Origin of the sequence: Sulfurimonas sp., assembly GCF_023228785.1 — a bacterium.
In the GTDB taxonomy this organism is placed as follows: Bacteria; Campylobacterota; Campylobacteria; order Campylobacterales; family Sulfurimonadaceae; genus Sulfurimonas.
In genome coordinates this window covers 17,373-30,440 of sequence record NZ_JALOAN010000027.1, presented here as the reverse complement: position 1 = coordinate 30,440, position 13,068 = coordinate 17,373, and the positions used below count along the sequence as shown (strand labels likewise).

The window sequence follows — 13,068 nt, the reverse complement described above, 5'->3', positions numbered from 1 at the left end:
AAGGTCGGATGATTTTAACTCAACAAGAAGATAGAGAGGCTCAAAAAAATTTAAGAGAGAAGTTTAAGCATGATATTAAAGCGCTCAATTCTATAGAGCTAAATCAAGGTAAATTTTTAGAAAAATTTGATGAGATGCAAGAGTGGCACAGTGGTGTATCAAAAGCCTTTGAAAACTTTACTAATGTTCAACTCCCAGAGCTTGATAATGTGGTACATAAACATATAGATATGCTCAGGGTTGCAGAACAAGATCACTATAATCAAATCAAAGCAACTCTGCAAAAAGCTTTAGAAAATAAGTATGATGTAAGTGAAGATATAGAGAGTTTAAAAGAGAATCTTACTAGTATGCGTGCTATCTCTGATGATATTGCAAAAGCCATCACAAAACACACTCTAGAGCAACTCTCAGGCATAACAAAAGCCTTTGAAAATCAGATAGTATCTTTAAAATCTCATACTGAAGGAGTAAGCACTGCTCTATATGAGGGAGAAAACAGACTCAACTCCATACGAGAGCAGAGTGAAATGATAATGAATCAGATGGTGCTCTCATCTAAAAAAATGAATGAACTTGAAGAGAAAAATAGTGGTTTGCATGATATTTATACAACTATAAAAGATTTAGTCCAAGAGATAGAGCATATAAAAGCAGACTATGTAAAATCTCAAGCACAACTAAGTTCCATTGTTAATAATCTAAGCAGAGCACAAGAAGAAGAGATAAATAGTGTAAAAGAGCAGATGGAAGATCTTATAGTCATACTAACTAAAAAGATAGATAACTCCCTAGATAAACTTCATGAACACTATCATATAGCATCTCAAGATATTACAAGTAGCGTTCAAGTCTTAGCAAAAAAGGCACAACTAAAAGGTTATACAGATCTAAACTAAAAACCCATCAAGGCTTAAGATGATAAGGATAGGGTAGGTTGGTAAACCTAAATAAGGTAAAAAACTGTTTATTGGAGCTAAGAGGATTAAACTTAGTTCATGAGAGAGTTGTTTTTTTATAAAAACTTGCTCAAGTAGTAAAATCTTCGTAGCAATATCAACTGTTTTTATAAAGAGTAAAACTAAAGATGCCCAATTATACTCTGTTAGCATAGCAAAGACTACAGAGAAGTAAAATGTAGGTTGCATGAGTAAAAATAAAAAGATATTTTTTCTATAGTACTTATACATACGGATCAGCATCCCCATAATAGTAGGGGCTTTTTGCCAATATATCTCAAAAGACTCAAGTAAAACAAATAAGATCACGTAGTTTAAAATAGCTTCATTTATCATGATGGAAGTTTACTACAATAAAAGAAAAATAAAGAGTACTCAATAAAGAAAAGATAGATCTTAAAATTTACAATAATAGTGCGCATTCATGGATATAAAGCTAATTTAACGCTCTGATTAATCTATAAACTAGGTTCCGACTCAAGCGCGGAATGATGGGAAGCACGTCATCCTGAACTTGATTCAGGATCTAACTTCATGATTGTTCAGAGCACTCAATTATATTCAGCAAAATTAAATAGAGATGAGAGTAAACTTTTTTGACTAATAGAGTTAACTAGAAATACTAAGGAAGAGTGTGAAAGCATTTATAAATGGGTATGAATCGAGCTCATGTGTAGGCAATACTAAAGAGCTGATGGAATCAATATATAAACAACAAACAGGCATAACAATAGATACTTCTTACATGCCAGAATCTCCAGTTGGACTTGGAAAGATGAAATATAATGATTTTTTTGAAAGCCTAAATTCAATTGTTTTAAAAGTGTTAGATAGTTCTAATCTAGAAAATTTTAATGATACTTTACTTATTGTTGGATCTTCCGTAGGTGGCATGAAAGAGAGTGAAGAACACTACTTTAAAGATAAAAACTACAAAAATATAGATGCTTCTCGTCATGCTATTAGTGTTATATCAGACTCTCTAGAAAAAGAGTTTAATTTTTGTGATAATCGTTCAATCTCAACTGCATGTACATCAAGTGCAAATGCTCTTTTGTTAGCAAAAAGACTTATAAATGTTGGTGCATATAAAAATATATTAGTTGTAGGTGCAGACACTTTGTGTTATACAACTGTATGTGGTTTTTACGCGTTGAGTGTACTCTCCTCAAAGGTATGCACGCCTTTTAATGAAAATAGAGAGGGCATGAATGTAGCTGAGGGAATAGGGGTGCTTTTAGTTCAAGATGAGCAGATGAATAATTCAATTGAGCTTGTCGGTGTTGGTGCTAGTAGTGATGCATACCATATGACAAACCCAGATCCAGAGGCAAAAGGGGCTATGACGTCAATGCTCAATGCTTTAAGAGATGCAAAGATAGATGCTAAAGATATTGACTATGTCAATGCACATGGTACCGGGACAATGGCAAATGATGCAGTAGAAGGCTTAGGAGTTGAAAAACTCTTTAAAGATGTTTACATAAGCTCTACTAAGGCTATAACAGGACATACACTTGGTGCCGCAGGAGCTATTGAAGCTATTATCTCTTGTGAAATTATCAAGCAATCTAATATCCCTGCACAAACAAATTTAACAGATCCACAAAATAAGAATATAAATATCCCAAGAAAAAACATTAAACAAGCTGTAAAGTATGTTATTAGTAACTCATTTGCATTTGGTGGAAACAATGTATCTATTATTTTTGGAGGATTAAACTGATGTCAAAAAAAGTAGCAGTCAACATAATTAGTGCTTCAAAAATATATGCACCTAAAAAGATAGAAGACTTAGAAGAAAAACGAATAGTTCCAAAGATGATTATAAGAAGACGACTAACAAGAAATGCAAAGATAATGCTCTATATTGCAGATAAATGTGCTTTTACTAATGGTAAAATTGTTTATGCTTCTGCATTTGGAGAACTACAATCTACTGTTGGTATTACTGATGCCATACTCAATAAAACACAGATTAGTCCAACACTCTTTCAAAACAGTGTTTACAACTCTGCACCATCTTACTTTTCACTTTTAAATGAAGATAAAGATGAAATTATTACTATATCATCAGGGAAGAATAGCTCACTAGATGCTTTAAAAACTGCTGCATTACAAGCGCTAATATCAAATGAAAAAGTATTATGTGTAGCTACTGAATGTTTAGATATAAACAAGATACAAGAGATAAATAACTGCACCAATTATCTTGAAGCAGGTGCCGGTGTGGTTCTTAAAATAGCTCAAGATGAAAGTGGAGCTGTAGATATAGAGGATTTACAAGAAGAGGGCTTAATTGATTCTCTTTTGGATTTAGTAAAAGTTGTAAAGATGTGGGAGAGAGGTTCTACAAAAATATTTATTAATTTATAAGTTAAATAGTTTGTGAGGCTTATAAAGCTTCACAAACCATAAGAGTATGTCCAAATCCTAAACCATCGATCTCCTCAACAACTTTAAGTCCAGCATCCTCTGCAAATTTTTTAAATTCAATTGCTCGGTACATCTTGCTTGTTCCATTAGCCATAGCTGTAAAGTAAGGAGATGTATTAATAAGACAATACGCGCCAATTTCATGGCTTTGTCTATCCCAAAATGGCTCAACTATATATACCCTGCCATTTTCATTAAGTGATGCTTTAGCTCTTTTTAGAAGGTTGACTATATCTGATGGAGCAAAACAGTCTAAAAACTGACTCATCCAAACTCCATCAACATCAGATGGAAATGGTTTTGAATGGTCAAGTAAATCAAGAGGATAACCTTTAACTCTATCTTTCACTCCAGCTTCTTTTGCATGTATAAATGCTTCATCTATCTGCGCTTTATGGTCTAAGATAGTTACTGTTGTAGTAGGAGAGGCAGATGTTAGCGCAATTGACCATTTGCCTGTATTGCCTCCAACATCTAGAAGGTTTTTAATTTCGCGTTTACTCATGATTTTGACAAGAGATTTAAATGCAGCATCGGAGTAAAAATGGTCAAAACCAAACCAACTATCTTTAGCTTTTTTTGGTAGAGTTGTTATTATAGGATAAATAGTTTCTTCTGTTTTTGAAAAAGTATGATGCAATCCTACAGGTTTTCCCTCTTTAAGAGATCTATCAAGATAAAAAAGTCCCTCATAGTTTACATCATGATTGTAACTCATATTTGCTTTTGTCATCTCATCGTTTTCTAAAAAATATCCTATTCTAGTGATACTATATTTTTCATCTTCAAAATTGAGTGCTCCCATACTAAATCCAGATTCACATAAAATTTGTGTAGCATAAATCGTTATATCACACTCTTTTGATATCTCTTGTATGGTTAAAGGCTGTTTTTTTACCTGAAGAAGATTGAAAATTCCCCAGTCTCGAAGAAGTCTAGCACATTGAAATATTACAGGAGCAAATGCTATTTTTTGGGCTTCTAAAAGGGCCTGCTCTCCTGAGATGTCTTTAGTATCAAACATATTTTTCCTTAACAATTATTTTTTATAATAGTATATCATAAAAGTTAATTTATTTTTTAAGAGAAATATTGAAGTTTGTTGTAAGCTTTGAATTTGTTTTTAGAAGAGTTGACACATACTCAACTTTATGAGTATGTGTTAGTTAGATAATCTACTATTTAGTTATTTCTGAGATAACTTTGCCTTCGTTAAATGAAACAATAAAAGTAGTCCATCTATTTCTCCAGTAAGTCCATGTGTCTGCTTTTAAATCTGGTGTACGGTGTTGTGGTGGTGTTCCAAGAGATAATAAAACAGCATCTTTGCTCATACCCTTAACTAAACTGGCAGATCCAATAGCTTTTTGTTCTGATTTAGAAAATTTTGAAAGATCTACTTTTTTACTTGAAAAATATTTTGATGTGACATCAGAGATATTTAAACCTGAATATTTTGCAATATTTCTTAAAATGATTTTTTGGCCTTTGTATAGAAATGTAAGTTGTTTAGCATTTACATCTTGCATTATTACTTCAGAATTTACTGGGATTAATGTACCAACTTGATAGTTTGTTGTGTCAATAATATAAGCACTTCTAGACACATTATAGTGCATATTCATCTGTGTGTACATTTTTGAATTGTTTTGGAAAGTTTTTTCAACTTCTGGGCTTAATTTTGCTGCCCCACATCCACCCATTAAAAAACTTAAACCTACTATAGCCATTAACATACCTAAATGTTTTATCATTGTTTATCCTTGTGATTGATATTAATGAATTATAGCACAAAAAAATATTTATTTTGTTTTAAAGCCTTGAATCTTATCTATTTAAAAGTATTGCAAGAGTATAATTAAAACTAAAAATTATTGATTAAAAGATGAGAATGAAAAAAGTATTAGTTGTATATTATTCGCAAACAGGACAATTAGAAAATGTCTTAAAAAGTTTTACCTCAAAACTCGCTGATGAAGAAATAAAAGTTGATATGAGACCGATAAAACCAAAGTTAAAATATCCATTTCCATGGCCATTTTACACATTTTTTGATGAATTTCCAGAAGCTGTTCAGCTAGATGGTTGTGAGATAGAAGATCTTGAAGAACTTGAAGAGGATTATGATTTAATTATTTTAGGATATACAGTTTGGTATATGGCCCCTTCTATTCCTGTGACTGCATTTATGCAATCTGTTCAAGCTAAACAGATTTTTAAAAACAAGCCAGTTGTAACTGTTGTAGCCTGTCGAGATATGTGGGTTTTAGCACAAGAAAAAATGAAAAACATGATAGATACTGTAGATGCTAGACTTATAGATCATGTAGCTCTTACAGATCAGAGTGGTTCAGTGCTGAGCCTTGTGACTTTACCTATGTGGATGTTTACAGGGGATAAAAAGTTTTTTAGTGCACTACCTCAAGCCGGCATTACACAAGAAAATATAGACAATTGTGTAAGGTTTGGCGAGCGTCTTAATAGCTCGCTTAAAGAAGATAAAGAAAAGAACACTGATGCAATGTTGACGAACTTAGGTGCTGTAAGTGTAAATGCCAAACTTATTGCAACTGAAAAAATTGCAAATAGAAGCTTTCAAATTTGGACTCAGCTCATTAAGTGGTCTGGTAAAAAATACTCAGTTGGTAGAAAAATAACAATAACTATATATTTTGTATTTTTGGTACTTTTATTACTAACTATTGTGCCTTTAAATATTTTATCAAGAAAAATTTTAAATATATTTCAAAAAGAAAAATTAGAAGCGATGGAAGCAAAATATGAACTTCCAAGTGGCAAATAGGCGGAGATAATATGAGAAATGTATATATAAATAAAATAGCATCATTTTTGCCTAATGAAGCCGTTGACAACACAAATATAGAAAAAGTTCTAGGACAGGTAGGTGATAGACCATCTCGTGCTAAGAGAATCATACTACGTTCAAACAATATTGAGACAAGATACTATGCAATAGATCCAAAAACCCGTAAAGCTACACATACAAATGCGGAGCTAACCGCAAAGGCAATTAAAAAACTAGAAGCTGATGGGCTTGACTTAAATAGTGTTGATTTACTCTCTTGTGGAACAACGATGCCTGATCAACTTATGCCTAACCATGCAAGTATGGTCCATGGAGAACTTGCTTGTGATCCACTTGAAATTATGTCTACTGCTGGTATCTGCTTAAGTGGTGTTACAGCTTTAAAGTATGCATATACTGCAGTGAAGTCTGGCGAAGCAGAATTAGCAATTGCAACTGGGAGTGAGAACTCATCTGCAGTTATGAGAGCTGAAAATTTTACTCCTGAGATTGAAACAAAAGTTGATAATCTTGATAAGCATCCGGAGATAGCATTTGAGAAAGATTTTTTAAGATGGATGTTAAGTGATGGAGCAGGGGCTATCGCTTTGAGTGCGAAACCAAATGCAGACACACTCTCTCTTAAAATAGACAAGATTTTTTCAACTTCGTATGCAAATATACTAGAGACCTGTATGTACGCAGGATGCGAAAAGCAAGAGGATGGTTCTGTTAGAGGTTGGAGAACTTATGCTCCAAAGGAGTGGTTAAGCAAGTCTATCTTTGCAGTAAAGCAAGATGTGAAACTACTAAATGAAAACGTAATGGAATATACAGTGACAAAAGCACTTGCTACAATGCTTGAAAAAAAGATGTTTGATCCAAAAGAGATAGATTGGTTCTTACCTCATTACTCTTCTGGTTTCTTTAGAGATGAAGTATATGAAAAAATGAAAAAAGCGGGTTGTGATATACCACAAAATAAGTGGTTTACAAATCTCTCATACAGAGGAAATACGGGATCTGCCTCAATTTATATTATGATAGAAGAGTTGTTTAACAGTGGTAAAATTAAAAAAGGTGAAAAAGTTTTATGTTACATACCAGAGAGCGGTAGATTTTCCACTGCATTTATGCTTTTAGAGGCAGTTTAGTATGGATGTTAATAGCGTCCCTCAAGATGATAGCTCAACATATGCAAAAAATAAAAAAGCGATATATGCAAAAGATGAAGATGGAAGTGTAAAAGTAGTAAAATCTAGCGGTTGGAGTGCTGAAGAAACAGTTACAAAACAAGCCTTAGAAGAACTACTTGAGAATGAAGCTAAAGCTTACTGTGAAGTAAAAAAAGGACTAAAATCTCCTTTATATTATTATATGTACTCTATAAGAATGGACTTGCAGGTTTTATCTGAATCTACAAGTTTTTTTAAATGGACAATCAAAAGAGATTTTAAGCCAGAAGTATTTGCCAAAATCAGTGAAAAACGTTTAGCAATTTATGTCGAAGCCATGGGAATATCGAGTGAGAGATTAAAAGTATTGCAAGAGAGAGATTATGAGTGTAGTTGAGTTTAAACATACACATTCTGCACATTGTGAAAGTGGTGTAATGTCATCAATGTTAAGACACTATGGGCTTAGTCTTAGTGAACCTATGGTTTTTGGTCTTGCAAATGCGCTTACTTTTGCTTATCTTCCCTTTCTTAAAATGGGTGGGATGCCACTTGTTGCATATAGAAGTATGCCAAAGTCAATTATAAAAAATATTCAAAAAAACTTAAATGTTAAGATGAAACTTGAAACATTTTCAAGTAAAGAAAAAGGTGAAGCAAGACTTGATGAGCTACTAGCTGAGGGTAAAATAGTAGGTGCTCAAACCTCTGTATATTGGCTTCCATATTTTCCAGAGGAGATGCGTTTTCATTTTAATGCACATAACCTTTTAGTCTTTAAAAAAGATGGTGATTCATACGATGTAAGTGATCCTGTTTTTGAGTTTACTCAAAAGTGTGACAAAGTATCTCTGACAAAAGCAAGATTTGTAAAAGGGGCAATGGCGCCTAAAGGGCTCCTTTACTATCCTATAAGTGTACCAACAGAGATAGATTTAAAACCTTTAATCATAAAGAGTATTAAAAAAGTTTCAAAGACTATGCTAAATACTCCTGTTCCAATAGCTGGCTTAAAAGGGATTAAATATTTAGCAAAATCGATTCGCAAACTAGAAAAAAAAGATAAACGTTACGCAAAACTTTTTCTTGGTCATATAGTAAGAATGCAAGAAGAGATAGGTACAGGTGGTGCTGGTTTTAGATATCTTTACGCTTCTTTTTTACAAGAATCTAGTCTTATCTTTGACAACAATGAAATGCTAGTAGAAGCTTCTGAAATGTTTTTAAAAGTGGGTGATGAATTTAGAGAGTTTGCTCTAATGGTTGCAAAAGCTGTTAAGTCAAAAAACAATATAGATTATGAAGTAATCGCTCAAAAATTAGAATTTATATCTGATGAAGAGAAAAAAGTCTATCAAAAGTTATTAGAACTGTGTGCAAAGTATTAAATGATAAAAATAACGAACCTAACAAAATCTTATGGAGAGAAAAAAGCACTTGATAACTTATCATTGGAGATAAAAAAAGGTTCTGTTTTTGGATTACTTGGCGTAAATGGTGCAGGAAAGACAACACTTCTTTCTATTTTAAATGGACTAATATCACAAGATAGCGGTAGTGTAGAGATCTTTGGTTTAGATATGAATAAAGAGCTTAAAAAAGTAAAAAGTCTTAGCTCAATCATTCCTCAACATCTTGCTTTTTATGAAGATCTCAGTGTTAAAGAAAATTTAGATTTTTTTGCAAAAGTACAAAATGCAGAGAAAGAGAGTTATGATAAGTCTGTAGAAATAAATTCTTTAGAAGAAATACTTTTACAAAAAGCTTCAACTCTCTCAGGTGGACAAAAAAGAAGATTAAATATTGCTATTGGTCTTTTAAATAACCCTAAAGTTATATATTTCGATGAGCCAACTGTAGGTATAGATCCAAAGAGTAGAAATGAGATACTTGATTCTATAAAAGAGTATAAAAACTTTGGTATTACAGTGATTTATACGAGCCATTATATGAATGAGATAGAGAAGATCTGTGATGAAGTTGCTATTATAGATCATGGAAAATTAATAGAACAAAACTCTGTTGAGAATCTAATTACAAATAGAAGCAGTGATAGTGTGAGTGTTGAAGTGATCTATTCCGAAAAACTTCAAGAACTTGGGCTTGACATGAGTAGTGAGACAACTATAAAAACAAAAGAGAGTGAACTTTTTGCTACATTAAAATTATGTAAAACACACAAAATATCGATAAAACAGATTAACTATGGCTCGAGCAATTTAGAAAAACATTTTTTAGACATAACAGGTGCAAAAGATGTTTAAAGCGATGATAAAAAAAGAGTTTTTACTTGTTCTTAGGGATAAACATGCACTCTTAGCTCTTTTTGTAATGCCTGCAATTTTTATACTTATAATGTCAGTTGCTATGAGAGATCAATTTACAAATGAGAGCATAGAGTTTTCACTCTATGTAAACGATGCAGATATAAGTAAGATAAGTAAAGATTTTTTAACAAAGATAGAAGCGGATAAAAAGTTTCATCTTCTAGATGATGAAACTTCTGCACAGTTTGTAGTAACGATTCCAAAAGATTATGAGAGTAAGCCAAACTCTAAGTTAAGTATTAATGTGAGAGATTCTATAAAAAGTGATGAGATAGAAGCGTTTAAGGCTATGTTGTTTGAACATGTCTTAAGTGCGAAGCTAGAGAATATGGTAAGAAATATTGAAGGGGTATCTCCTCAAATATCGAAGATACTCTCTGATTTAGAGATCTCAGTTGAAACTATGTATGAGGTAAGTTATAATAACTCTATTAATATTCCAAACTCAACTCAGCAGAGTGTACCTGCCTGGATTGTATTTGGAATGTTTTTTATCATTATTCCAATGTCAACGATTTATGTTAATGAAAGAAAACAAAATACATTAGCTCGGTTAAACTCTATGAATGTCTCAATTTTTGCTATGGGTATATCAAAAAGTATCCCTTACCTTGTTATAAACCAGTTTCAAGTCTTAATTATGCTTGGTGTTGGGATCTACTTGGTACCTCTTTTTGATACGCCAGCTTTAGTTATTAATGGCTCGTTTTTTGCACTTGGTGCTGTCTCAGTTGCTTTAAGTATTGCAGCTATTGGCATCTCTTCTTTAATTGCAGTAAGTGCAAAATCAAGTGAACAAGCGACGACAATAGGTGGTATATTAAATATACTTCTTGGAGCAATAGGTGGAGTTATGGTACCTAAGTTTATTATGCCTCCAGTTATGCAGAAGCTATCAGAAATCTCTCCTATGTCGTGGGGACTTGATGCTTTTTTAGATATTTTTTTAAAATCGGCAAACTTTAGCATGGTACTAAACAATGTACTTATGCTTATCACATTTGGTGTGATATCTTTAATGTTATCTATGTTAATACTACAAATTAGTATAAAAAAAGGTTTTTAAGTGGATATAGAACAATTAAAATATAATCTAAAAAGTATGATTATACAAGAGTGTGAAAAAGAGGATATCTCACCAGAAGATATAGCAGATGATGTTGAACTTTTTTCAGATAAAAGTGGCTTAGAGTTAGACTCCTTAGATGCTCTACAAATATCAATGGGCTTGCAAAACAAATTTGGTATCAGACTTGTAGATTCAAAGGATTTTAGACGAGTTGTAACTACGATTGATAATTTAGTAGCTTACATAAACGAGCAAAATGCATAGTATAAATATTTTAGACTATACGCTAAGGAGTTCACAAGGAAATACCTTAGAAACTCTACAGTCGATTAAAAACATTGATATTAACATTTCTTACAAAGAAGTCTCAACACTTAATGATGCTGTTGAAATACCATACTATCTTTTTAGTGATAAAGTAGAAGATGATGCTAATGAAATCAAAGAAGCTATAAAAAAACTTGTAGAGACTATAACTATAAAACTAACACCACAACAAAGAGCTAAAACAGCTCTAATTATAGGAACTTCACTAATAGATAAAAATATAATTGATTCTATTGAGAGTAGCGTTTATGAGTATAAAAAAAAGCCTTATGCTTCAAGTAAGAAAAGTATAGACTCTTTTGCAAATGAAATATCCAAAGAGTTAGAACTCAACCCGTTTACTATGACCATAAGCACAGCCTGTACATCAAGCATAAATGCAGTTTTAGAAGCAAGAAATCTTATCAACAGTGGTGTTGTAGAGTATGCAATAGTAGTTGGTGTTGAGATATTTTCACAAATGATGAGCGATGGTTTTAGTTCTATGAAACTTCTCTCTACAGATATTCAAAGACCTTTTGATGTTGCAAGAGACGGACTTGTTTTGGGTGAGGCAATTGCGGCTGTTTTGGTTGGAAAAGATAGTTCAAAGTGGTCATTAAGAGGTGGCTACTCAAACTGTAACTCTTTAAATATCACCTCGGTAAGCTCAAGTGGTGAAGAGTATGCAGAGGTTATGGATAAAGCAATGAGTTTTGCTAAGGTAACAGCACAAGATATTACAATGCTCAAAGCTCATGCAACAAGCACACTTACAAATGATATGTCAGAGATAAATGCAATTAAAAAAGTATTTGCATCCGATGTTACTTTTAGTGCACTTAAGCCATATGTTGGACATACTCTTGGAGCTTGTGGTGTCTTAGAATTGGCTATGATTATGTCATGTATAGATGATGGTTTTATCCCTCAAACACTAAATCATAAAGACTCAATCATAAAAGAATATACTCCACTTCAAGAGCATAAAGCATGTAGTTGTGGAATTTTTATGTTAAATTATTTTGGTTTTGGTGGTAATAATACCTCTGTAATAATTCAAAAAGAGTCTAAATGAAACTATATGTAAAAGCAGTAAGTAGTTATAGGGGTCATTTAGATGGATCTGAGATTAAAAAAGAGTTAAAAACTAAGTATAAACTCGATACTCGCAGACAAGACACTTTTATCCATTTAGCTATATATGGCGCTCAGTTATTAAAAGATAAGGTAGAAATTAGTAGTAGTGATGAGCTATACATTACAAGTGGTGTTGGTAATATTGATGTTTTACAAAAAACTAACAAGTATGTATATGAAGAAAAAGAGTTTATAAAACCTTTTGACTTTATAAATATGTTGGGAAATACCACTAGTTACTATGTGGCAAACTCTTTAGGTTTAAAAGATAAAAATACATTTCAAATTTCAAATAATTTTACTTTTATAAACACGCTTATCTCAGTTTTTGCTTCACTAAATCTATCTCAAAACGAAGCGATAATAGGTTCTGTAGATCTGTGTACAAATCCAAATGAAGTGATTAAAAGAGTTTTGGGTCTTGATGAAGATGCAGAAGTGACTAGTAGTGTTAACTATCAAAAACTCTCACTATCATCATCGGGAGCTATCGCCGAGGTTGAATTTGATACGAAGATATACTCTTTACAAGAGGTTCAAGAACTTATAAAAAATAGTGATTTAAAAGTAATGACTTCACCTAGATGCAAAGGTTTAGACTCTTTAAAAGATAGTGAATATTTTGAGACTATGCCAAGCTATTATCTCAATAAGACTATACAAGAGAAGGAAAAAATGCTTTATATTGATTGTTTTGAGGATAGTTATAAAATAATAAAAATTATTGCTTTAGCTTAAACAGTATTTTATTATAATTGAAGGCTCTGAACAGTTATTAAGTTGGATCCTGAATCAAGTTCAGGATGACGGTTTGCTTGTTTAGGATGACAGTTTGTTCAGGATGACAGTT

15 protein-coding genes are annotated in these 13,068 nt (G+C 32.4%); 12 read left to right on the top strand and 3 right to left on the bottom strand.

Features of this window, described 5'->3' with window-relative positions; all coding sequences use genetic code 11:
- A partial coding sequence (locus tag M0Q24_RS08060) for a hypothetical protein (protein ID WP_295049415.1) occupies positions 1-899 on the top strand: 899 nt, incomplete at its 5' end.
- Here the strand turns inward: M0Q24_RS08060 and M0Q24_RS08055 are convergent.
- Positions 891-1,295 (bottom strand): hypothetical protein, encoded by a 405-nt coding sequence (locus tag M0Q24_RS08055; protein WP_295049412.1) that lies wholly within the window; start codon positions 1,293-1,295, stop codon positions 891-893. The two genes, M0Q24_RS08060 and M0Q24_RS08055, sit on opposite strands and share 9 nt — an antisense overlap.
- A 298-nt stretch (positions 1,296-1,593) precedes the next feature.
- Between M0Q24_RS08055 and M0Q24_RS08050 the strand changes: the two genes are divergently transcribed.
- Together M0Q24_RS08050 and M0Q24_RS08045 are read left to right on the top strand one after the other, a co-directional pair.
- Positions 1,594-2,685 carry a beta-ketoacyl synthase N-terminal-like domain-containing protein gene (locus tag M0Q24_RS08050; protein WP_295049409.1) on the top strand — a complete coding sequence of 364 codons (1,092 nt, stop codon included), beginning with the start codon at positions 1,594-1,596 and terminating at the stop codon, positions 2,683-2,685.
- The gene (locus tag M0Q24_RS08045) at positions 2,685-3,335 is read left to right on the top strand and encodes a beta-ketoacyl synthase chain length factor (RefSeq protein WP_295049407.1); all 651 of its coding nucleotides are present in this window, start codon (positions 2,685-2,687) and stop codon (positions 3,333-3,335) included. The genes M0Q24_RS08050 and M0Q24_RS08045 overlap by 1 nt, the downstream gene beginning before the upstream one ends.
- 19 nt (positions 3,336-3,354) lie before the next feature.
- On the opposite strand, the gene M0Q24_RS08040 is transcribed toward M0Q24_RS08045, so the two are convergent.
- Together M0Q24_RS08040 and M0Q24_RS08035 are read right to left on the bottom strand one after the other, a co-directional pair.
- Positions 3,355-4,419 (bottom strand): class I SAM-dependent methyltransferase, encoded by a 1,065-nt coding sequence (locus M0Q24_RS08040; protein WP_295049405.1) that lies wholly within the window; start codon positions 4,417-4,419, stop codon positions 3,355-3,357.
- A gap of 154 nt (positions 4,420-4,573) precedes the next feature.
- On the bottom strand, positions 4,574-5,149 hold the full coding sequence (locus M0Q24_RS08035) for a hypothetical protein (RefSeq protein WP_295049402.1): 576 nt from the start codon (positions 5,147-5,149) through the stop codon (positions 4,574-4,576).
- A 137-nt stretch (positions 5,150-5,286) separates the two neighbouring features.
- On the opposite strand from M0Q24_RS08035, the gene M0Q24_RS08030 reads away from it, so the two are divergent.
- The 9 genes from M0Q24_RS08030 to M0Q24_RS07990 are packed head-to-tail and all read left to right on the top strand — an operon-like array spanning position 5,287 to position 12,956.
- Positions 5,287-6,198 (top strand): dialkylrecorsinol condensing enzyme, encoded by a 912-nt coding sequence (locus tag M0Q24_RS08030; RefSeq protein WP_295049400.1) that lies wholly within the window; start codon positions 5,287-5,289, stop codon positions 6,196-6,198.
- An 11-nt stretch (positions 6,199-6,209) separates the two neighbouring features.
- The gene (locus tag M0Q24_RS08025) at positions 6,210-7,355 is read left to right on the top strand and encodes a beta-ketoacyl-ACP synthase III (protein ID WP_295049397.1); all 1,146 of its coding nucleotides are present in this window, start codon (positions 6,210-6,212) and stop codon (positions 7,353-7,355) included.
- Position 7,356: 1 nt separating this feature from the next.
- A complete protein-coding gene (locus M0Q24_RS08020; RefSeq protein WP_295049394.1) occupies positions 7,357-7,773 on the top strand; it encodes a hypothetical protein in 417 nt (138 codons plus the stop codon).
- A complete protein-coding gene (locus tag M0Q24_RS08015) occupies positions 7,760-8,764 on the top strand; it encodes a BtrH N-terminal domain-containing protein (RefSeq protein ID WP_295049391.1) in 1,005 nt (334 codons plus the stop codon). The genes M0Q24_RS08020 and M0Q24_RS08015 overlap by 14 nt, the downstream gene beginning before the upstream one ends.
- Entirely contained in the window at positions 8,765-9,640 is an 876-nt protein-coding gene (locus M0Q24_RS08010) for an ABC transporter ATP-binding protein (protein WP_295049388.1), read from the top strand.
- On the top strand, positions 9,633-10,769 hold the full coding sequence (locus M0Q24_RS08005) for an ABC transporter permease (RefSeq protein ID WP_295049385.1): 1,137 nt from the start codon (positions 9,633-9,635) through the stop codon (positions 10,767-10,769). The genes M0Q24_RS08010 and M0Q24_RS08005 overlap by 8 nt, the downstream gene beginning before the upstream one ends.
- A complete protein-coding gene (locus M0Q24_RS08000; protein ID WP_295049383.1) occupies positions 10,770-11,036 on the top strand; it encodes a phosphopantetheine-binding protein in 267 nt (88 codons plus the stop codon).
- Positions 11,029-12,156 carry a beta-ketoacyl synthase N-terminal-like domain-containing protein gene (locus tag M0Q24_RS07995; RefSeq protein ID WP_295049380.1) on the top strand — a complete coding sequence of 376 codons (1,128 nt, stop codon included), beginning with the start codon at positions 11,029-11,031 and terminating at the stop codon, positions 12,154-12,156. Before M0Q24_RS08000 ends, M0Q24_RS07995 begins: the two co-directional genes overlap by 8 nt.
- Positions 12,153-12,956, top strand: coding sequence for a hypothetical protein (locus M0Q24_RS07990; RefSeq protein ID WP_295049377.1), 804 nt, complete (start codon positions 12,153-12,155; stop codon positions 12,954-12,956). The genes M0Q24_RS07995 and M0Q24_RS07990 overlap by 4 nt, the downstream gene beginning before the upstream one ends.
- The last annotated feature ends 112 nt before the right edge of the window (positions 12,957-13,068 follow it).

Bases quoted from the DNA above. Each gene is read 5' to 3' on its own strand.
- M0Q24_RS08055 (WP_295049412.1), bottom strand. From the start codon at position 1,295: ATGATAAATGAAGCTATTTTAAACTACGTGATCTTATTTGTTTTACTT.
- M0Q24_RS08045 (WP_295049407.1), top strand. From the start codon at position 2,685: ATGTCAAAAAAAGTAGCAGTCAACATAATTAGTGCTTCAAAAATATAT.
- M0Q24_RS08040 (WP_295049405.1), bottom strand. From the start codon at position 4,419: ATGTTTGATACTAAAGACATCTCAGGAGAGCAGGCCCTTTTAGAAGCC.
- M0Q24_RS08035 (WP_295049402.1), bottom strand. From the start codon at position 5,149: ATGATAAAACATTTAGGTATGTTAATGGCTATAGTAGGTTTAAGTTTT.
- M0Q24_RS08030 (WP_295049400.1), top strand. From the start codon at position 5,287: ATGAAAAAAGTATTAGTTGTATATTATTCGCAAACAGGACAATTAGAA.
- M0Q24_RS08025 (WP_295049397.1), top strand. From the start codon at position 6,210: ATGAGAAATGTATATATAAATAAAATAGCATCATTTTTGCCTAATGAA.
- M0Q24_RS08020 (WP_295049394.1), top strand. From the start codon at position 7,357: ATGGATGTTAATAGCGTCCCTCAAGATGATAGCTCAACATATGCAAAA.
- M0Q24_RS08015 (WP_295049391.1), top strand. From the start codon at position 7,760: ATGAGTGTAGTTGAGTTTAAACATACACATTCTGCACATTGTGAAAGT.
- M0Q24_RS08010 (WP_295049388.1), top strand. From the start codon at position 8,765: ATGATAAAAATAACGAACCTAACAAAATCTTATGGAGAGAAAAAAGCA.
- M0Q24_RS08005 (WP_295049385.1), top strand. From the start codon at position 9,633: ATGTTTAAAGCGATGATAAAAAAAGAGTTTTTACTTGTTCTTAGGGAT.
- M0Q24_RS07995 (WP_295049380.1), top strand. From the start codon at position 11,029: ATGCATAGTATAAATATTTTAGACTATACGCTAAGGAGTTCACAAGGA.
- M0Q24_RS07990 (WP_295049377.1), top strand. From the start codon at position 12,153: ATGAAACTATATGTAAAAGCAGTAAGTAGTTATAGGGGTCATTTAGAT.